The following is a 20654-nucleotide window of genomic DNA, read 5'->3' on the forward strand; positions in this document are numbered from 1 at the left end:
TTCTGATTCTGCGCCCCGCATCATCACCTGTATGAATCCCTACACTGCAAACAGATGAACCCGTTAGCCGATCATTGGCGAAAACCTTGGGTTATCGAATGGACCAAAAACCTGTTAGACAGTTATGCCCATTGGCTGGAAAAAGAACTGATTCCCCGTCAGGGTACTTCACTGGAACAGGCGGAACATTTGTTCACCTGCCCATTTGTAGTCGTCTCTCATGGACTTCAGGATGATCCCATCATCAATTATGGAAACCGGACCGCGTTAACCCTGTGGGAAATGGATTGGGACCAACTGACTCAAACGCCCTCCCGACAAACGGCCGAGCCCGTGAATCGTGAAGAACGGGCCCGCATGCTGCATCAGGCAAAAACCAAGGGGTTTATTGCCGATTATCGTGGAGTCCGGATCTCCAGATCCGGAAAACGGTTTTTAGTGGAACGCGCCACGGTATGGAACATTCACAAACCGGATGGGACCCCGCTAGGCCAGGCGGCCACCTTTTCAACCTGGACGTTCCTATAGGTAGGCGAACGTCTCCTCCTCATCTCACATCTGACCTTTCCCTTATGATTACGGATCTGCCAAGAAAGGGTGTCCAGGCTTTCGCTTGCCCTGAGGATTTTACCTGGGCTATGGTGCCGGTGAGGGTGACGACTGACTCTTTAGCCATTTTCCATGAGTAACGCGGCATGATTTTAGCGGCTGACATCGGCGGGACAAAAATCAATCTGGCCCTGTTTGACTGGGATAAGGAACGGGTAGACCCTATTCGGGAAGATACGGTTTGGACCGCTGATTACGAGTCTTTCGAGGAAGTGTTGACCGAATTTCTCGAAGAACCGGCTTCGACCGACTCCGAATCAGAAGAAGCCCCAGACGACAACGAGGCCCTTTCGTCTGAACCTACCGCTCCTTCTCCCCTGGGACCCCTAACCGCCGCCTGCTTTGGGGTGCCGGGACCAGTCTTGAATAATACCTGCAAAACCACAAATATTCCGTGGACCATTGAAGGCGACAAACTCGCGGAGTTCCTGAATATTGCACATGTCCGTTTATTGAACGATTTGGAAGCCACCGCCTATGGGCTCCAGCTTCTTCGACCGGAAGAAATCGAGGATCTCAACCCCAACGCTCCTTCTCCCCCACCTGATGGCACGCGGGTATTATTGGCCGCTGGAACAGGCCTGGGAGAATCGCTGCTCCTCTGGACAGGGAAGGACTATCACATCTGTCCGTCCGAAGGGGGGCATTCGGATTTCGCACCCAATAACGATTTGGAAATCGATCTGCTACGATATTTGCGAACCAGCTATTTACATGTGAGTTACGAACGGGTTCTTTCCGGCCCCGGTCTCCATAGCATTTATCAATTTTTCCGGGACACCAAGAAAAACGAGCCCACCTGGTTTGCCGAAAAGCTCCCCACCGGCGATCCGGCAGCATTAATTACGGAAGCCGGACTGACGGGCAAACCGGATATTTGTAAAGAAGCCCTGCAGCTCTTCGTCTCTATTTACGGGGCCGAAGCTGGCAATATGGCACTCAAGACCCTGGCAATGGGCGGCGTCTATCTTGGCGGGGGCATTGCCCCAAAAATCATATCCGCGTTACGGGAAGACACCTTCATGAAAGCATTTCTAGCAAAAGGCCGATACAAACGGTTACTGGCCAAGATACCCGTTCGGGTGATTTTGAATCCCCATACCGCGCTGCTCGGAGCGGCCTCCGTCGCTGCCGGTATGGCCGGCTAATACCATGAAATCAACATATCCGCGTGGTATACAGAATCTCCAAACCATATTCTCCATCGGATGTCATATTGACGAACCATTGTATTGGTTCTTTCTACCCTCCCTTCTGACGTTTTGCCTGCTATGACCCGCAGCGCACCAGTCTTCGAAAAAAAAGGTCCGCTCGTTTCAATGAGCACTATGGTATACGTCCGTTTGCCAGTGAATAATGTCCGCGCCTGAGACCCCTTATGCCATCCTCCTCGACGCCATTGACACCCGATCAGCAAAAAGCCCAAGCCGCACTGAAAGCCCTGGAATTTATACAGGATGGACAGATCTTGGGACTCGGCACCGGTTCGACTGTCCATCATTTTTTGACGGCCTTAGGCCAGCGCGTCCAACAAGGATTACGAGTTCGTGGCGTGCCGACCTCACAAGCCACAGCGGTCTATGCCAGACAATTAGGCATTCCTTTACTGAACAATAATGAACCATGGGACATTGATGTGGCGGTGGATGGTGCCGATCAGGTCGATACACAACTGAATTTGATTAAAGGAGGCGGCGGGGCATTATTGCGGGAAAAAATCGTGGCGAAAGCAGCCCGGCAATTCATTGTTATTGTGGATCAGGCCAAACGGGTGGCCCATCTTGGGCTTCCTTTTCCCTTACCCGTTGAAATTGTGCCATTCGGTTGGCGAACAACACAACGGCATCTTGAGAATCTTGGCTGGCCTGCTCCTTTGCGTCACAGAGCCGGGCAGCCTTTTCTCACAGACAATGGAAATTATGTGGCGGATCTCCATATTCCTGAAATTACCCACCCCTCCGCACTCGAATCCTCTCTCAGCCAGATTCCTGGCGTGGTTGAATGCGGGCTCTTCCTGATGATGACATCCTTGGTGATTTCAGGCACAAATAATGGTCCCGTGCTCAGTCGCGCATCTTGAGTCCTGCCCCTTCTCTGGTAGAATTACTAGAAGCCTGTTCGCCATTAAATGCAACGCCCTTGCCTTTAAAGTTGATAAAATGGGAAACAAGAATAAGGTTTTAGAAACCATCGCTTTGTTATGATAACCCTCTAAAGACAAGAGGAGTGAGGTATCCTGCATGAGAGGACGATATCCATTGCGAACATCCCCCATAAGAACCAGGCGCCATTTTTGGATGGTCGCGATCACGGTGGGTCTCCTGGGAATCACCCACATTCAATGCTCCCAGGCACCATCCTCCGCCTCTCCCGAGCCCGCCCCATCCATAACCGCAACCCCAAAGGGGACCGAGCTGCCCGTCCCGGTTGTTCATGCAGCTGATTCACCGGTTAAGATCTCGACCCCTCTTCTGGCCTCCAACGAAACCTTTGTCAAAATCGCCAAAGAGGCGATGGCCTCCGTCGTGAATATCTCCGCGATCAAACGCGCAGCCCAAGCTCCCGACAGTAATCCCCTGCTTGAAGATCCATTTTTCCGGAGGTTTTTTGGAGAAGAATTTGAACGGCGGTTCAAACAACCCCGCGAACGGCCGGAGCAAGGCTTAGGCTCCGGCGTGATCGTCAGCGACGACGGGTACATCGTCACCAATAATCACGTGGTGGAACAGGCGGATGAGTTGATGGTCCTCTTGGGAGATAAACGGAAACTTCCGGCAACACTGATTGGCACGGATCCCAAAACCGATTTAGCCGTCATCAAGATTGAAGCCAACGGACTATCCACGTTACCCTGGGGAAATTCTGCCGCTCTGGAAGTTGGAGAATTGGTATTGGCGGTCGGCAACCCGTTTGGATTGAATCAAACGGTCACGATGGGGATTATCAGCGCCGTGGGCCGCGCCAATGTCGGGATTGTCGATTATGAAAATTTCATTCAAACCGATGCCGCCATTAATCCAGGCAATTCCGGAGGCGCTCTCGTCAATCTGCAAGGCCAACTCATCGGCATTAATACCGCCATCTTCTCTCGAACAGGCGGCTATATGGGTATTGGCTTTGCCATCCCCAGCCAAATGGTAAAAAATGTGATGCAAAGCCTGATCGGACACGGGAAAGTCATTCGTGGTTGGCTTGGCGTGTCGATTCAGGAATTATCCCAGGACCTCGCTACCCAATTCGATGTGCCTGATACCCAGGGCGCCTTGGTGGGGGATGTGTTTAGCGAAAGCCCGGCAGGCCAAGCCGGATTGAAACGTGGCGATATCATTCGCACCTACAATGATGTCACCGTGAAAGATCCGAACCATTTGCGCACGCTTGTGGCCGAAACGACACCGGAAAGTTCGGTTCCTCTTGAGGTGTGGCGACGCGGCAAAATTGTCAATCTCTCAGTTTCCATCACCGAAATGCCTAAAGATACCGCTGCATTGACGGAAATGGCTCCTAGTTCAATCTCAGGTAATCACGCCCTCTCAGGGCTTTCGGTGGAGCCCGTCCAGCCTGGACAAACACGCGATGGCCAGGGCGTGATCGTGACCAAAATCAACCCGAACTCTCCGGCTGAACGAGCCGGCGTTCAACCGGGTGATGTGATACTGGAACTGAATCGCGCTCCTATTGGATCCGTGAGGGATTTCGAACAGCTTGTGAAGCAATTGGAAGCTCAAACCTCCGTCCTCGTGCTCTTGCAGCGCGGAAAAGGCGCCATTTTCCTAACTATCAAACCGTAGCGACAGGGCCGGTGCCTCTCCTTCGCCAGACCTGACTACCTGATGGCCGAACAACCATGACACCATTTTGTTCATTTAGAACATTCCTTCAAATGGGCCAACTGCTCTGCTTCGTAGTCCTTCTGCTATCCCCCGTTTCCACACAACCGATTCTGTGGGCCTCTTCTCCACAGATTGCCATTCAATCAGAACCGCCATTTTTTTCTCCCAACCACCTGATGATCCGTTTTGATACCGCCCTCACGTGGAAAAATCAAACTGGTGAAGCGCATTCCATAGTCGCAGACGACTGTCAGTCCCGCTCGCAATGCTCATTTGATTCAGGAGTCATTCGACCCGATCATCAATTTGTCTTAACCCGGTTAGCCCCAGGGGCCTATCCTTATCATTGTGGACTCCATCCATTTATGCGGGGCCTATTAACCGTCCAAGCACCAGCCTCTCCCTCCTCTGATATCTGATTCAAGAGCCCTATTTTTGATTGTTGCGACCGTTCTCCCTAGTCAACACTGGTTATTTTACGTCTTTGGCCAAAATCACCTGCCCTTTTTTCGTTGCATGCCATAAGTCCCTAATGGTACATTTCTGACTTCCCTGGTAAGGGGAGAGAGTACAAATACCATTTATCACGAACAGACAGAGACTGGTCCCATCGTCTAGGCTGGTCTAGGACGGCACCCTCTCAAGGTGCAGACACGGGTTCAAATCCCGTTGGGATCACCAATTGCTATAGGAGCTGGCGTTCGCCCCTTCCTAATTGTTCGCACCCGCACCCGTTAGAATCAGACTACTCGTACTCCCGTCTGGTTTTTTCTTTCATCTAAGCCGTAAGGATCTGTGATGACTACGAGAACTTTTCATGATGGCGAAAGCGACGGCCTGGAAGCCCTGGAGGCTCTGGATCCGGAAACGATTGAATCTTTTTCCGACCTTCTGACGGCCATGAAAAAAACAGCCTTTGGCGGGCGTCGTCTTGGCGATGCCTTTGAGATTTTGAATAAAATGGTCGAGGATCCTGATTGTACGGTGATCTTGACCTTGTCCGGGGCCATGACCATTGCGAAAATGGGAAAGATTATTTGCAGTATGATCGACCGAAACATGGTGCAGGCCGTCGTTTCCACAGGGGCGTTGATTGCTCATGGCTTGAGCGAAGCCGTAGGTAAAACACACTACAAATATCACCCATCCATGACGGATACCGAGCTCTATGAAAAAGGTTATAACCGGGTCTACGACACGCTGGAGATGGAAACAAATCTGAACCACGTCGAACGGGTCGTCAGCCAAACCTTAAAGCGTATGACTCCGGACACCCCCATCTCCTCGGAAATCCTGACTCGAGAAATCGGCAAAACACTCCACGACGATTACGAAGGCCCAGGGATTTTAAAAAGTGCCTATGAGCAGGGTGTCCCGGTCTATATTCCTGCATTTACCGATTCTGAAATGGGACTGGATGTCTCCATTTGGGCCATGAAGGAAAGACGACAATCTCAAACCCAACCTCCATCCCCCGATCTCTCAGATCAGGAAATCTGGCAGGTCTTGCAGCAATCTCGCCCGGCGTTTAATCCGTTCTTGGATCTCAATAGTTATACGGAAAAGCTGCTGTCTGCCAAACGGTTAGGGATTTTCACCATCGGTGGCGGCGTTCCCCGCAATTGGGCACAACAAACGCCCCCCTACATCGATATTCTCAATCTCCGGATGGGTACACAATTAACCCCTCCGCGGTACCAGTACGGAGTTCGCATTTGCCCGGAGCCTGACTACTGGGGTGGCCTCAGCGGATGCACGTATGAGGAAGGTGTATCATGGGGAAAATTTGTGCCTCGAAAAGAGGGTGGGATGTTTGCTGAGGTTTTGAGTGATGCCACAGTGGTCTGGCCTCTTCTGATGATGGGACTCCTGGAAAGAGCCCGTCGCCGGTAAATTCAACACCTGGCACACGACTAACCTCTTACCTCGACATGGTCCGCCAGGAATGCAACAATAATGGTAATGGAGTGAGAATGAATATTGCCCAGTTCCTCAAATCGACCTCAGTGTTCGGCATCCTTCTCGGCACCCTGCTCATGAGTCCCATGACTCATGGGAAAACTCCGGATTTTTTGATCCAGGATGATGATGTGGTGCGAGGGAATCCCAAGGCTCCTATTACCCTGCTGGAATACTCGGATTTCACCTGCGGCTATTGCGAAAAGTTTTTTCATGAGACCTTTCCCAAATTGCTTTCAGAGTATATTGAGACCGGAAAAGTGCGATTTGTCTATCGGGACTTTCCGAGAGGCATGGGTAGCCCACTCCGAGCAGCCGATGCTGCCCGATGCGCAGGAGAGCAAAATGCCTATTGGCCCATGCATGATCGTCTTTTTAACAGTGCAGGCCAGTTGGCTCCGGATAATCTCAAACAATATGCCAAAGACCTCAACCTCCACGGCGAGCAATTTTCGGAATGCTTGGCTTCGCATCGCTATATGAAAGATATTGAGAAAGATTTACAGGATGCGGGATCCCTGGGAATTCGTGGCACGCCGGCATTCGTCCTCTTTCCTACAACCCTTCCAGAAGATCCTCATCTCATTTTGATTCCAGGCGCCTTCCCCTATGAGACGTTCAAGGAAGAAATTGATAAATTGCTCAAGCTTCATGGAGCCTGAACCTCTTCGATCTTTTTACCAGTACCGTGCTCTACTCACATCAAAGGGACATAAATGCTTCATTCATTCGCTCTCCACGCAATTCCTCATTGATCTGACAGCGTGATTAGGTGTACATTTGCACAGGGAATACTGATATTCATGTTTTAACTCAGAGAACAGGTTTGATGTCATGACTGAATCCCAATCTTTCTGGCCTGTTGAATGCGCACAAGGTGAACCGGATTTATTTGTGTGCTTGACCTGTTTTGATGAAGTATTCAGAGCCAAGATGCCGGTCGACGGGTGTCCGAGTTGCGGAGCCATTGCCGCATTCGAACCATTTAGTTTGGACGCGATCAGGGAATGGGGGACGGAGAATCTCATTCAAAAAGCTGAGCATTTGCCTTCCTCGTCCAATCCAGGTTCTGACCAGCCAGCTTCATCAATCTAACCACCTCTATTTCACGAGGTTCTCAACTTTTCATGACTGTGGCCACGGCAAAGCCAATTCTTCTAGGCGGCCAATGGGTCAAGACCTCCTCTGCGGAGCCGGTTCGCAACCCCTATTCCAATGAGGTGTTGGCCATGGTCTGCCAGGCCGAGCCTGAGCACATCCACCAGGTCACCAACTCTGCCAAACGGGTCTCCTCCGAATGTGCCAGAATACCGGCATATGCCAGAGCAAAAGCACTCCTGCACATCGCGACTGGCCTATCCACTAGACGGGAAGAATTTGCGTCCACAATTTGTCAGGAGGCCGGCAAACCAATTACTGACGCACGACGTGAAGTTGATCGAGCCATTCAGACCTTTCGCCTGGCCGCAGAGGAAAGCACGCGCATCCCTGGAGAAATCCTTCAAATGGATCTCACCCCAGGGGGAGAGGCGTATTCTGGATCTGTCACACGCTTCCCGATCGGGACGGTTCTTGGCATTACCCCATTTAATTTCCCCCTAAATTTGGTAGCCCACAAAGTGGCCCCTTGCCTGGCGGCGGGAAACCCGATGGTATTGAAACCAGCCCCGCAAACCCCGTTAACTTCGCTCATGTTGGGGGAAGTTTTTTTGACGACGGAACTACCTCCGGAAATGCTGACGATCATCCCCTGTTCCAATACTTTGGCGGAACAGATGGTGATCCATCCCAACTTTCAAGCCTTGAGCTTTACCGGCTCTATGACGATTGGGTGGATGCTGAAAGGAAAAGCCGGTTACAAGCGGGTTCTACTCGAACTCGGAGGCAATGCCGGAGTGATCATAGAACCGGACGCCAATCTCGATGTGGCCATAGACCGGTGCGTGGCGGGAGGGTACGGATACGCCGGACAAACCTGTATTTCTGTGCAACGAATTTTCGTCCATGAATCACGGTACGACGACTTTCTCAAGGCTTTTGTCGACCGCGTTCGATTATTGCCCATGGGCGATCCCTCGCTCGAAAACATCGTCGTCGGCCCCCTCATTAGCGAACAAGCCGCCCGCCGAGTCGAGACATGGATCCAAGAAGCCGTTTCGCAAGGAGCAATAGTCATGACCGGCGGGACGCGCAAGGATTCATTCATTGAACCTGCAGTCCTGATTCACGTCAGCAACACCATGAAGGTCTGTTGCGAAGAAATTTTCGGACCGGTGGTCACTGTCACACCCTATGCAAACCTCGAAGAAGCGTTTGCCCTGCACAATGATTCTGATTTCGGCCTCCAAACAGGAATATTCACCGGCAACATCGACACGATGCATCAGGCATACTCACGATTAGAGGTCGGTGCGCTCCTGGTGAATGAAATTCCGACTTTTCGGGCCGATCACATGCCCTATGGAGGAATCAAACAGTCAGGATTAGGGCGAGAAGGGGTTCGGTATGCTATTCAGGAACTGACCGAGCCTAAATTATTGCTGGTCAAAAGATCTTCTTGAGGCCTCTTTGTTTTTTTCTTGAACGTTCAGTCCTTACGATCTTGCACCTTACCAACCACTCTTGGTAAAAATACCGGCGTACGTGGCAAGGTTGTTCTTTCCCGTGGCTGTCCGAATCGTCCATGCTTTCCCATATATAGTTTTCGTAGACAAATTGAAGCGCGAGGTTGGGAATCAGATTCGACGATCACCTGGTCATATCCTGCCTATCCCATTCCACCACTAACTGATTAATGAAGGAGTCGCGATGGTCCCAACGCAAATGTTTCTCACCAGAGGTGTGGGTGTCCACAAGGAAAAACTGACATCCTTCGAAGAAGCCCTCCGGAGCGCAGGAATTGCGTATTGCAACCTGGTGACCGTCTCATCCATTTTTCCTCCAGATTGTAAAATCATCCCGAGAAAACGTGGTGAACAGTTACTCAATCCAGGTGAAATTACCTTTTGCGTCATGGCCAGATCGGAAACGAATGAGCGGAATCGCTTGATTTCGGCCTCAATCGGTTTGGCCATTCCCTCTGGTAGGAAAGTTAATTATGGCTACTTGTCGGAACATCATGCTTATGGCGAAACGGACGAAGAGGCGGGAGAATACACCGAGGACCTCGCAGCCCAAATGCTCGCAACCACTCTTGGCATTAAATTCGATCCAAATGTCGCCTGGAAAGAACGTGAGCAGGTATTCAAAATGGGAAGAGATATTGTTCGAACTCAGAACATTACACAATCTGCGATCGGGAAACCGAATCTCTGGACCACTGTAGTGGCGTGTGCGGTATTCATTCCTCTCGAAAACATCACTGAAGATCCAAAGCCTCGACACAAAAAATCAAAATAGGGTCGTTGAGGGGTCACTATTCGGGTGAATGTTTACATCTGCCCTTTGGTCCTTAGCCATAAGACAAGACCAAATTCGAACATCTTCCCCACCCAGTAGGAATAACTCTTATTTACCAGGGTCGGTTCTTAACAAGAACCGGCCTTTTTCCTTACAGTGAAAATTCCGCCCATAAAACCGTATGGTCAGATGGCCCATCCTCTCGGCGAGGCTGAACATCCACCTTCACCGTATGGGAATGGGGAAGGAGTGGAGGAGTGACCAGAATATGGTCTATTCGCCATCCACGGTTCGCTTCCAGGGCTTCTGGTCGTCGATAATCCCAAAACGTAAATTGCTGTTGATGCGGAAAATGATGTCGAAACACATCCACGAATCCCCAGGACACCGTTTCCTGATAAGCCCGACGCACATCTTCATGGAAACACACATGCTTGAGATGTTTTTCGGGGCTATGCACGTCAACAGGCTCAGGGGCGACATTCATATCTCCACACCAAATCACAGGTTGGTCTGTTGAGCCCACACGCGAAAAATACCTTCTCAATCTCTGGAACCACGCTAATTTATAGGCATATTTCGGTGAATCAATCGAAAATCCTTGCGGAATATACGTATTAATAATGGTGATGCCATTGATCACCACCCGAGCCAGACGTGCGGGATCCTCTTGTGGCTCCCCGTCTTCTAAACCGAATGACACCAGTTCCGGTGGTGTCCTGGTGAAAATAGCGACCCCATTGTAGGATTTCTCACCACAAAAATTGATGTGATAGGGTAAATCGGCGAACGCTTGTAGGGGGAATTCATGATCTTGTACTTTGGTCTCTTGAAGACACATGACATCCGGATTGTGTTGCTGTAACCACTTGTGAAGAATACCGATCCGTTTTCGAATAGAATTGACATTGTAGGTCGCAATTTTCATCAGTCCAGATACTCCCATTCGTCACACATGCCACGCACATTCCTCAAAAAAAAGCTGATGCCCCACCCAACCTGAACCGTAATTAAGTAATTTGAATATGATCAAACATGCCTTCACCCCTGATGAATTGGCCCTCCTGGCCGATCGCGAATTTTTCCGGAAGAAGGCTACGATTTCGGTCAAAATCAAACAGATTCTGGAAGACCTCCAACAGCAACTTGAGGCTAAAATCGCGTTACAGCCGCTGTTGACTCCCGAAGGGTTCGATGCTCAAGCCAGGCAATTTGTCAAAGGCGAACATCTTGAAGATTTCCCATATCAATATCTAGATTTCCCCAGATTGTATACCCGTGAGACCAAGTTCGCGTTCCGATCCCTGATCTGGTGGGGACATCACATCGTCTTCGCTCTCATAGTTGAGGGCCCACTAGTGAAGCAATATCGACGCAATCTATTTAATCGATATTCGGAGGTGGCAGACCGAGATCTCTGCCTCTGTCTCAGCCCGTCTCTCTGGGAATGGAAGGCCGGACCAGGTTTGACCATTCCGATTACCCACGATCGACGATCAGAGATCGCCGCAACCCTTGATCATCGCACGTTCTTTAAAATTGCCAGATTTCTTCCAATAGATGATTCCGCGGTCAAAACCGGCACCATCGTTGATGAAGGGCTGAAAGCCCTTCAGGCCATCCTACCGATCATCAGGACATAATCGCAGACGCCATTTTTCCTCAATGATCTATCCCACAAAATGACTTCCCGCTCCTAGCTTTATTCTTCTTCAGCCAGGCCAAGCAATCCGGTGAGCTGATCGACCGAATAGGTCTGTGTGACTTGAAGAATAATCGATTGAATTCCCGCTGCCTTCAACAGAGTCTCCACAAATCGATCCCGGTCCTCACGTCCTGCCGCACTAGGAGCCTCCTTGTCCAAGGTAATGACCGTCATGACTTTAAGAGTCCCAGGATGCGCAAGAACAACGTCGCAGCGAACAGACTGAATCGTTCGCATGACCGCCCTTCGAGCTTCTTCATCTTTATCGACAACAGACAGAACACTGAGGAGGGGGATTTTGGCCAAAATCAGCATATGGTCACGGGCCGCGAGGGTAATCAGATTGTACAGTGTCGCCTCTTCCGGCGACATGAGGGGCCGAGCGGTCACCACGCTCTCACCGGATTCAGGACTCAAAGATGGTAGGGCCTCTGCTGGAAGGGGACGGCGCCAGATCCATCGCAACAAAAACACGGCTCCGAGCATGAAGCCAGCCAGAAGAATCAGGGAGAAGCTGTTCTGAGACATCAACCCGTCCATCATTTCGCCAGTGGGAAAAATCGCTTAACCATAAGAAGCATTCTAGGGAAGTCCGTGAATACCGGGAGTGACGGTCCCCAAAATAACCGGATGGCGAGCCCCCGTGACCTTAGGAAGATTGGCACAGACACCGTGCATTGTTTGATACGCCAGCACGGCAAAGGCCTGCGCTTCAAATGCTTGGCTGGATGCCCCACAATCATCCATACGCATCACGGGAATTGGATCGAACACACCGGACAGTTCTGACCAGAGTCGAGTATTCCGCACACCCCCACCGCCAATAATCAACTCATCAGAGACCTCTTTCGTCCACTTTTGGGCATCGTGAATCACCTGAGCAATAAACCGGCAGCTCGTCGCTAAGAGGTCGGAAAAAACCAAATGGCGACGCTGCGCTTGAGCCCACACTTGCTGGACATAGCCTTCTCCAAACATCTCACGCCCCGTGGATTTGGGAGGACGTCGAGCCACATAGGGATGAGCAAGCAGCCAACGAAGCAGACCCCCATCCACCTGACCCTTCAGGGCAAGACGACCACCCCGGTCAAATCTGGCTTTCCCCTTTGTCTCAATAGCCACCAATCCATCCAACAACATATTGCAGGGTCCTGTATCAAAAGCCCGAACCGCTGCCAAGTTTCCTCCGCCGGGTAGTACGGTCACATTGGCAATCCCTCCGAGATTGACTACCATTCGTGTCGCACGTTTCTGAGCAAAAAGAAGAGCATGGACATAAGGAGTCAATGGAGCCCCCTCTCCACCCACCGCCAGGTCTCTGGCTCGAAAATCCGATACAGTCGTGATTCCGGTACGTTCCGCAATCACATGGGGATCTCCTATCTGAAGTGTCGAACGGATCTGACCAATACCAGGCTCATAGATCGCCGCGGGCCGATGATGAATCGTTTGACCATGTGAGCCGATCAATGCCACTCGTTGAGGAGAAATGCCGGAATGTTTTATGGCTAACAACGCGGTTTTGGCAAATACTTCGCCCAGCACCACATTGAGGTGGCAGATTTGCCCTACGGCCCCCTGCTCACACACTTGTAAAATGAGTTGACGAAGCCTGGGAGCATAAGAACGACCAACATGTTTGAGTAGTGTACTCTTGAGACGATGTCCGGTTCCTTGAATATCCACGACCGCCGCGTCTACCCCATCCGCCGAAGTCCCTGACATCAATCCCACAACAATCACTGGTCACCTCGTTTTACTGACCTGGATGCCGCAATAAAATAACCATGGACACCTTCCAAATTTCTCCAGACCTCATCTCTACCCATTGAATGGAACCGTGGGAGGTGGAATCTCTTTGTTCCGATCCCAGACCATACCGGTCTGTTCTTTATCAGAAAATCCCAAGGAGGCGTAAAACCCCTGATAGCGCCTGGTGCAAAGCCAAAACAACTCCACTCGTTCCAGCTTGGGATGAGTTAAAATTCGCTGGATAATCCCTTTACCAATATCCCGATCCTGATAAGCCCGATCGACAATCACATCCCAAATCGAAGCCCGATAGATAAAATCCGTCAACACCCTCCCAAATCCGACGAGTCTGGGACCATCCCAGGCGGAAATGGCCACATCCGTATGAGCCAGCATGCGTTGAGTGTCATCCAATGAACGAGTACAAGCCCAATCCACTTGGCAGAACAAGGCCAAAAGCTCTTGCGCCTGAATGTCGTTGGAATCCAAAAAATTGATCATGCGTTGGCAGATTGTGGCAAGATGTATTACACTAAGTCTACTAGAATTACCTGACAAAAAACCGGAGTCGTGCCGATGTCGATGTTAGTCAGAAAATGTCCAAAATGCAGTAAGCTATTTTGGAAAAAAGAAGAAGAGATCCAATATGCCGACGAGAATACCTTGAAAGTCGTCTGCAATCACTGCCACCAGGTGTTGCGGATTCCGCTCATCACAGAAGGCGCCAATGCCGGTGCCCCGAAAATGGGCCATTAGTATTTTAAAAAGTTCACCTTCCAGTATCAGAGTCACGCATTTACCAATATTATAGCTAATCGAAATCCTCCTTCTCTCCTCTTTTTCATTAGACGTCTGACTGTATGCGACACGAACATTGGGCCGGGTTAGATGTGTGTATTACAGGTGGCGTGGATCGCCAAGGAAGCGGCGACGGACCCCTTGTAGTTCTCTTGCATGGATTCGGAGCGCCAGGGGATGATTTAGTCGCGTTATGGCGCTATCTCAATGTCCCGGATGAAGTCCGTTTTCTCTTTCCGGCTGCTCCCCTCGATCTGGGCATGGGCTTTGGGAACGCCCGAGCCTGGTGGATGCTGGACATGGAACGCCTCACACAGGCCAGAGCCCAAGGACAGTGGGATGCGTTGTCACAAGAAATTCCTCGTGGCTTGGCCCCCGCCCGCACCCAAATGCAAGAGGTCCTCTCCCTTGCCGCAGAAATCTTGTCTGTACCATCTCCATCGCTGATCCTTGGAGGATTTTCCCAAGGGGCCATGCTGGCGACCGACCTTGCCCTTCATACTGATTTACCTTTGGCAGGCTTGGCACTGCTATCCGGTACACTCATTGCCAAGCAAGAATGGCTCACCCGCCTGCCCAATCGCCAAGGTCTTCCGGTATTTCAAAGCCATGGCACTGACGATCCTATTTTATCGTTTTCCATGGCGGAGCAACTTCGTGAACACATCCAAACAGCCGGGTTACCTGTCAGTTGGGTAGAATTCCGCGGAGGTCATGAAATTCCCATTCAAGCGTTGAAGGGCCTCGAAGCCTTTCTGCAATCAAGCCTCTATCCTTCCCAGCTTTAATGAAAATAAATAAGTGAAGCAAAAGGTTAGGAGGCAGAAAGCAAAACATCGGCCTCCCCCTAGAAACCATCTATTCTGAGAAGATTCCAGAACCGCATTGCGTAGAAAATTCTCTCTCCGGTATAGTGTGGTCTGAACATTCCATCATTTTTGACCAGGATTGAACTTTTTCTATGATGACATTTGAAGAGCTGAGCACTCAACTTCAGCAAGCGTTAGGCGATGCCGAAGTCTCGGTCCTTGATCGAACAGGTACCATGGACCATTTTACGGTCAAAGTCATTTCCAATGCCTTTGAAGGAAAGAATTTGTTGGACCGTCATCGAATGATTTACCAAGCCCTCGACGCGCCCATGAAAGACGGACGCATTCATGCCCTAGAAATTCAAGCCAAAACCCGCAATGAAGCCCAAGGAGGATAAACCAATGAGTACGCCCATTGAAGACGAAATTAACAAAGAAATCGCCCAACACAAAATTCTCATTTACGGGAAAGGCACGAAGACTGCCCCTCAATGCGGATTTACGGTGGAGACCATGGAGTTTTTTAACAAATTCGGCTACCCCTATGAATTGATCAACGCCTTGCCAAGCCCTGAAAAACGGGAGGCCCTTTCAAAAATGACCAACTGGCCGACTTTGCCAAAAGTCTTCATAAATGGCCAGTTTTATGGTGATACCGATGTCTTGGGTCCGATGGAAGAAAAAGGGGAATTGCAGCCACTGTTAAAGGCAGCCTTTCCCGACCAAGCCAAATAAGAATTGAGCCAAAAGGCCACCGGTCCTGCAAGGCCCACCTCAATGAAGGGTGGGCCTTGTTGCTTGTCTCAAACCTTACCTCCGTCTGAACCCTCTGCCATCAAGCCCAGATTTTCCCATTGTCGATCACGCAACTTCACATACACACCCCAGACTCTTCATTACATTGATGCTTTTCGACAATGTTGCTTCTGCCTGACTCAGAGGTTGAACCCTGGCAGGGCTATCATTCATCTCTAAGTCCTCCGATCTTCTCTTTGACATATGAATTCTCTTGTTGGCCGTTTCTAGCTTATTGAGCTGGGTTTTTATCCATTTGTTCAACATTTCACGCGTAATCCCTTAAGCATGTTGCCTATTGTCCGATACGTTCAACCTGGAACCACTGAGGCAATGAGCAATCATGAGACATTCCATCTCAGTACCGAGAGCAAAAGCCAAAGGAGCCTCCAGGGCGCTACGGGTACCCTTGGTCACGTTCATTCTCGGTATGATCATTGGTCTGGGAATAGTGACCTGGTCTTCGGCCCTGGGAAGTCATTTGACGCTACCCGGCTCCCAAGACTTGAGTCATGGAGATGAATCTGACTCTCAGCCTTTCATCCGGCAACTAGAAAAAATCAACAACTATATCCCTCCTCACGCTCAGCCTGATCTCGAAAATACCATCTCATCAAGGATTGAGCACTCGGCCTTTCCTACCAATCCCCTTCACCCGTCGGCCACCGAACTCAACCCTGTAGGATCTCAACAATCCCATTCCACTCCATCAAAGAAACCCATACCCCTATCCGTCCTGCTTCACAACCATGACACACAAGCCCAGAAGAATTTGGGATGGCGGTCATTGCTCAATGGTCGGCCGGAAGACGCCATAGCTGCATATCGAGAATCCCTCAGGACAGATCCGAAATCATCCGAGGCATATCTCGGCATGGGCATCGCGCTTAAAAGCCTGGGCCTTATTGACCATGCCAAAGATGCCATTCAACAGGCTCTTGAACTCGATCCTCTTCTCTCTTCAGCACTCGTTCATCTTGGCTACCTCTATGCCGATGGCCACATCGGTCATTCAGACCACAAAACCGCCCGCCGACTTTTCAAACAAGCTTCCCAACTCGGGGATCCATTTGCCAGCATCGCACTCCTAGACTTGCAATCCCGCTCACGACCGCAATCCTAATTTCTGAGGAACCCCTGGTCTTAAGAATGCCATACCATATGCCGATGGATTTTTTATGGACGTGCAATCCATACCATTTTCCATATTCAGCCTGAAACACGGCCAAACGAAGCACTCTTCGTAAAGGAGAATTAACAAATGCCAAGAAAATTATTCCGGCCACTTCACCATTCCCAAGGGTTTACCTTGGTGGAAATGATCGGAGTCTTGGCCATCATCGCCATACTGATTGCCTTGTTATTGCCAAAGGTTTTCACCCTGATTGCGTCGTCTAAGGCAAGTTCCCTGGCTGCCGCCGTGAGAACGTATGAGACCGCCGTCACAAAGTATTATGGGGACATCGGAACCATCTGGCCTCTCAATGCGGCTGGAACTCCAGCACAGGAGACCGGAGGAAATAGCACCACGGTCACTTCTCTTGGAGCTCGCTTAACGCTCGACGCCTCCGATCCATTGAATACCGGAACAAATCAATGGAGTCGATTCCGAGGGCCCTATCTGGAAAAATTCAATACCAATACGCCTCCGGGACTGGGCACGACCATGTACATTCCAGCACAAGCGGCAATCGCACTCGGAACAGCGACCTCGGCGACAAATGTGGGATGGGACTTGAAGGGGGATGATGGAAACAGCGATCTCCCCACTGGAGCTCGAGTGGCCTACCTCAGGGTCGATGGAGTTTCGGATAACGAATTCAATGAAATCGATGGCATCATCGATTCCGGTGTCGGATCAACCTTAGCCGAACGCCAACTACGCGGACGCGTGAAGTACGCAGCGGCCAATGATCGCCTGTATATTTATCTCATGCATCAATAATCAACCCCCTCATTCATTGGGAGAAGAGTGAGGAAATGCCAACATTGGCTGTGCTCCTCCCTCCAATGTGTTCCTCACAGGAGAGCACCCATTTCCTTCCGCCCGTAAATTTCTCCTAGCGGCCTGGCCCATGCCAACCACACACACATCTACCACAGCCGCACGACCTCTCCTCGGAACGTCTCTCCTTCAAGACGGCTGGATCACTCAAGAGCAATTGGATCTGGCGGTCCGAGAGACAAAGAGAAAAGGCGTGATGCTCGGCCAAACGCTCATTGGCCTGGGGTTCATCACCGAAAAAGTCTTGGCCCATTATCTGGCCGAGGGCACCCAAACCGACTTAGTCGACCTCTCCACTATTTTCATCCCACCGGAAATTGTGAATCTCATCCCCTACGACATCGCCACCCAGTTTCAAGTCCTCCCTCTTAGCAGACAGGGGAATGTGTTGAACCTGGCCATGGCAGATCCGTTGAATATTGTCGCGGTGGATACCATCGAAAGTCGCATCGGGCTCAATGTGCATACCCACACGGCCCCTGCCCAAGAACTGATCGAAGCGATCGAGCGGCATTACGCGCACCGGGAATCCATCAAGCAACTGCTTGATGAATTAATGGTCAAAGGGATCTCCGATCTCGGGGAAGACGGAAGCCGGGTGGCGCCGATGATTCGCCTGTGCAATCAACTCATTACCGCCGCCATTCAATCACGGGTGACCGACATCCATGTCGAGCCGGATGAGTACTATTTACGGGTTCGGATGCGCATTGATGGCATACTCACACAGGAAATTCTCATTCCGAAACCACTTCAAGCGCCTATTACCGCACGGTTTAAACTCATGGCCAATCTTGATCTCACAGAAAAACGAACTCCTCAGGATGGCCGTATCCCATTTACCCTAGGCACCCGCCGGATTGATCTTCGCGTGTCGACCCTTCCAACGAATTTCGGAGAAAGCATTGTCCTCCGAATCCTGGATAAAGGGGCATTAAAGTTAGAATTCCTGGCGTTGGGATTTACACCCAAGGACCAATCGCGCGTCCAAGCCCTGATCCAACGTCCCCATGGCATTATCCTCGTGACAGGTCCCACAGGAAGTGGAAAGACCACGACACTCTATACGGCGCTCCGCCATGTCGATGCGAAAGAAAAGAGTGTGTTTACGCTAGAAGATCCGATCGAATATCAGATGCCTCTTATTCGGCAAACGCAGGTCAACCCAGACATCGGCATGACCTTTGCGGCCGGACTTCGTGCCCTCCTTCGGCAGGATCCTGACGTCATACTTGTTGGGGAAATCCGGGACCAGGAAACGGCCGATCTGGCCATGCGCGCCGCCTTAACCGGGCATTTGGTTTTTTCCACACTTCACACCAATGATGCGCTTGGAGCCATTCCTCGTCTAATCGACATGGGAGTGGAAGCCTTCCTCCTCGCCTCCGCCCTGACCGCCATTATTGGACAACGGCTCGTTCGGTGTATTTGTCAGGAATGCAAGGTCGAACGGACAGATGCCTCCACCGTCCTTGCCGATCTTCGAGTTGAATTGCCGGAAGGTGTTCCCCCTAGGCTCTGGACGGGAAAAGGATGCCCTGCATGTGGCCAGACAGGCTATAAAGGCCGAGCAGGTATTTACGAAATTATCCCGATTTCAGAGGAGCTACATGGGCCTATCGTGCACGGACCGGATATGGCAGGTATTCGGGCGATCATCCGGAGAGATCGAATGCCAACGATGTTTGATGACGGACTCATGAAAGCCCTTCAGGGAATCACCACCATCGAAGAAGTGTTGAGGGTCACCGGTGGCTAATTTTCAGTACCGCGCCATCGACGCGAATGGGAAGCCGATTGAGGGAGAGATGACGGCGCCGGATCTTTTCCACCTGGAACGCCAGCTCCAGGACATGGGGCTCTGGCTGGTGCGCACATTGGAATCCAAACCGAAATCCCTGGCACGACACACTCAAAAAAGAGGGAGAGTCAAACCCCGCGATCTCATGGAATTTTCCACACACATGTTTACACTCCTCGAGGCCGGCATTCCACTAACCCAGGCCTTAAAAAGTTTGTCAATCGAGACACCCAACCTTCATTTGCGTGCGACCTTACAGGCCATCTTTCAACAAGTCGAAGCCGGCAACACGTTGCATGATGCCATGAAGCAACACCCCAGGATTTTTCCTCCGCAAATCACCAATCTAGTCCATGCCGGAGAAGACAGTGGCACCTTGACCGATACCTTCAAAGAATTAGAACGATATCTGGATTGGCTCGATCAAATTCGGGGAGATGTGCGTCAAGCCACCATTTATCCGAGCATCGTCATCATTGCCGTAATCGGATTACTGGTCCTGCTCTTTACCTTCGTCATTCCACGATTTGTCCCTATCTTGGAAGGACTTCATGTGCCCCTCCCGACTCTCACCATTATCATCATCACCCTCAGTGAACTCTTCGTCGAGAGCTGGTGGCTCTGGGGTTCGTTTCTCCTGTTCGGCCCAATGCTGTGGGTCATGGGGCGAAAATACCTACCAGGATTTGCTCACTGGCGCGACCACATAATCTTACAGCTCCCCGTCCTGGGCGAACTCATCCGGATGCTGACAATATCCAAATTTGTTCAAAACTTTGCCGTCTTGTATCGAGCCGGCATTCCTGTTCTGCAAAGCCTGCAACTGTGCCAGGGCCTGGTTGGCAATTCCGTAATGGAACGGGCGCTACAGGACACGCAACGCGCCGTGTCCGAAGGCTCCACCATCAATGAATCCTTAAGCCGTCATCCGGTCTTTCCGCCAATGGTGATTCAAATGATCTCGGTCGGGGAAGCCACCGGGACATTACCCAACACACTGATGAACGTGGCTAATTATTATAATAGGGAAATTCCGCGGCGAATCAAAAAAGTCTTTGGCATTCTCGAGCCCGTGATCACCCTGGGATTAATCGGGATCGTGGGAATCGTCGCTCTAGCCCTCTTTATGCCCATGATGAGTTTAATGGGTGGAATCCATTGACAAGCCTCATGGACTCCCCTGGCG

The 20654-nt window shown here is 50.9% G+C and carries 23 protein-coding genes and 1 tRNA gene; 20 read left to right on the plus strand and 4 right to left on the minus strand.

Going from position 1 to position 20654, the window contains the following annotated elements; all coding sequences use genetic code 11:
* Window positions 1–54: 54 nt before the first annotated feature.
* The 11 genes from AAH187_RS03245 to AAH187_RS03295 all read left to right on the plus strand — a co-directional run bounded on the left by AAH187_RS03245 (window position 55) and on the right by AAH187_RS03295 (window position 9800).
* Complete coding sequence (locus AAH187_RS03245) at window positions 55–528, plus strand: MEKHLA domain-containing protein (protein ID WP_342346999.1); 474 nt, start codon at window positions 55–57, stop codon at window positions 526–528.
* 167 nt (window positions 529–695) lie between these two features.
* Window positions 696–1757: a glucokinase gene (glk, locus tag AAH187_RS03250; RefSeq protein ID WP_342347000.1), complete on the plus strand. Its 1062-nt coding sequence runs from the start codon at window positions 696–698 to the stop codon at window positions 1755–1757.
* A 230-nt stretch (window positions 1758–1987) separates the two neighbouring features.
* On the plus strand, window positions 1988–2689 hold the full coding sequence (rpiA, locus tag AAH187_RS03255) for a ribose-5-phosphate isomerase RpiA (protein ID WP_342347001.1): 702 nt from the start codon (window positions 1988–1990) through the stop codon (window positions 2687–2689).
* Window positions 2690–2906: 217 nt separating this feature from the next.
* On the plus strand, window positions 2907–4400 hold the full coding sequence (locus AAH187_RS03260) for a DegQ family serine endoprotease (protein ID WP_342347002.1): 1494 nt from the start codon (window positions 2907–2909) through the stop codon (window positions 4398–4400).
* 92 nt (window positions 4401–4492) lie between these two features.
* The gene (locus AAH187_RS03265) at window positions 4493–4861 is read left to right on the plus strand and encodes a cupredoxin domain-containing protein (RefSeq protein WP_342347003.1); all 369 of its coding nucleotides are present in this window, start codon (window positions 4493–4495) and stop codon (window positions 4859–4861) included.
* A 184-nt stretch (window positions 4862–5045) separates the two neighbouring features.
* A tRNA-Glu gene (locus tag AAH187_RS03270) sits at window positions 5046–5123 on the plus strand.
* A gap of 117 nt (window positions 5124–5240) precedes the next feature.
* Complete coding sequence (locus tag AAH187_RS03275) at window positions 5241–6335, plus strand: deoxyhypusine synthase family protein (RefSeq protein WP_342347004.1); 1095 nt, start codon at window positions 5241–5243, stop codon at window positions 6333–6335.
* An 80-nt stretch (window positions 6336–6415) separates the two neighbouring features.
* Complete coding sequence (locus AAH187_RS03280) at window positions 6416–7063, plus strand: DsbA family protein (protein ID WP_342347005.1); 648 nt, start codon at window positions 6416–6418, stop codon at window positions 7061–7063.
* Window positions 7064–7235: 172 nt separating this feature from the next.
* Entirely contained in the window at window positions 7236–7496 is a 261-nt protein-coding gene (locus AAH187_RS03285) for a hypothetical protein (RefSeq protein WP_342347006.1), read from the plus strand.
* A 32-nt stretch (window positions 7497–7528) separates the two neighbouring features.
* Complete coding sequence (locus AAH187_RS03290; RefSeq protein ID WP_342347007.1) at window positions 7529–8962, plus strand: aldehyde dehydrogenase family protein; 1434 nt, start codon at window positions 7529–7531, stop codon at window positions 8960–8962.
* Between the two features lie 247 nt (window positions 8963–9209).
* Complete coding sequence (locus AAH187_RS03295) at window positions 9210–9800, plus strand: arginine decarboxylase, pyruvoyl-dependent (protein WP_342347008.1); 591 nt, start codon at window positions 9210–9212, stop codon at window positions 9798–9800.
* Window positions 9801–9951: 151 nt separating this feature from the next.
* On the opposite strand, the gene xth is transcribed toward AAH187_RS03295, so the two are convergent.
* Window positions 9952–10728 carry an exodeoxyribonuclease III gene (gene xth / locus AAH187_RS03300; protein ID WP_342347009.1) on the minus strand — a complete coding sequence of 259 codons (777 nt, stop codon included), beginning with the start codon at window positions 10726–10728 and terminating at the stop codon, window positions 9952–9954.
* Between the two features lie 97 nt (window positions 10729–10825).
* Here xth and AAH187_RS03305 point away from each other — a divergent pair, with 97 nt between their 5' ends.
* Window positions 10826–11443 (plus strand): hypothetical protein, encoded by a 618-nt coding sequence (locus AAH187_RS03305; protein WP_342347010.1) that lies wholly within the window; start codon window positions 10826–10828, stop codon window positions 11441–11443.
* 59 nt (window positions 11444–11502) lie between these two features.
* Here AAH187_RS03305 and AAH187_RS03310 read toward each other — a convergent pair whose 3' ends face one another.
* From AAH187_RS03310 to AAH187_RS03320, 3 genes are all read right to left on the minus strand, one after another.
* Window positions 11503–12033 (minus strand): DUF2726 domain-containing protein, encoded by a 531-nt coding sequence (locus AAH187_RS03310; protein WP_342347011.1) that lies wholly within the window; start codon window positions 12031–12033, stop codon window positions 11503–11505.
* 54 nt (window positions 12034–12087) lie between these two features.
* Entirely contained in the window at window positions 12088–13248 is a 1161-nt protein-coding gene (locus AAH187_RS03315) for an anhydro-N-acetylmuramic acid kinase (RefSeq protein ID WP_342347012.1), read from the minus strand.
* Window positions 13249–13326: 78 nt separating this feature from the next.
* Window positions 13327–13758: a GNAT family N-acetyltransferase gene (locus AAH187_RS03320; RefSeq protein ID WP_342347013.1), complete on the minus strand. Its 432-nt coding sequence runs from the start codon at window positions 13756–13758 to the stop codon at window positions 13327–13329.
* A 75-nt stretch (window positions 13759–13833) separates the two neighbouring features.
* On the opposite strand from AAH187_RS03320, the gene AAH187_RS03325 reads away from it, so the two are divergent.
* The 8 genes from AAH187_RS03325 (at window position 13834) to AAH187_RS03360 (ending at window position 20630) form a co-directional block, all read left to right on the plus strand.
* On the plus strand, window positions 13834–14013 hold the full coding sequence (locus tag AAH187_RS03325) for a hypothetical protein (protein ID WP_342347014.1): 180 nt from the start codon (window positions 13834–13836) through the stop codon (window positions 14011–14013).
* A 104-nt stretch (window positions 14014–14117) separates the two neighbouring features.
* Complete coding sequence (locus AAH187_RS03330; RefSeq protein ID WP_342347015.1) at window positions 14118–14843, plus strand: hypothetical protein; 726 nt, start codon at window positions 14118–14120, stop codon at window positions 14841–14843.
* 173 nt (window positions 14844–15016) lie between these two features.
* A complete protein-coding gene (locus tag AAH187_RS03335) occupies window positions 15017–15265 on the plus strand; it encodes a BolA family protein (protein ID WP_312646008.1) in 249 nt (82 codons plus the stop codon).
* 4 nt (window positions 15266–15269) lie between these two features.
* Complete coding sequence (locus AAH187_RS03340) at window positions 15270–15602, plus strand: glutaredoxin domain-containing protein (RefSeq protein WP_342347016.1); 333 nt, start codon at window positions 15270–15272, stop codon at window positions 15600–15602.
* A gap of 403 nt (window positions 15603–16005) precedes the next feature.
* Complete coding sequence (locus AAH187_RS03345) at window positions 16006–16785, plus strand: tetratricopeptide repeat protein (RefSeq protein ID WP_342347017.1); 780 nt, start codon at window positions 16006–16008, stop codon at window positions 16783–16785.
* Between the two features lie 138 nt (window positions 16786–16923).
* Complete coding sequence (locus AAH187_RS03350) at window positions 16924–17607, plus strand: prepilin-type N-terminal cleavage/methylation domain-containing protein (RefSeq protein ID WP_342347018.1); 684 nt, start codon at window positions 16924–16926, stop codon at window positions 17605–17607.
* 130 nt (window positions 17608–17737) lie between these two features.
* Entirely contained in the window at window positions 17738–19426 is a 1689-nt protein-coding gene (locus AAH187_RS03355) for an ATPase, T2SS/T4P/T4SS family (RefSeq protein WP_342347019.1), read from the plus strand.
* The gene (locus tag AAH187_RS03360) at window positions 19419–20630 is read left to right on the plus strand and encodes a type II secretion system F family protein (RefSeq protein WP_342347020.1); all 1212 of its coding nucleotides are present in this window, start codon (window positions 19419–19421) and stop codon (window positions 20628–20630) included. The genes AAH187_RS03355 and AAH187_RS03360 overlap by 8 nt, the downstream gene beginning before the upstream one ends.
* Window positions 20631–20654 lie beyond the last annotated feature (24 nt).

Source organism: uncultured Nitrospira sp., assembly GCA_902500695.1.
GTDB lineage: Bacteria > Nitrospirota > Nitrospiria > Nitrospirales > UBA8639 > Nitrospira_E.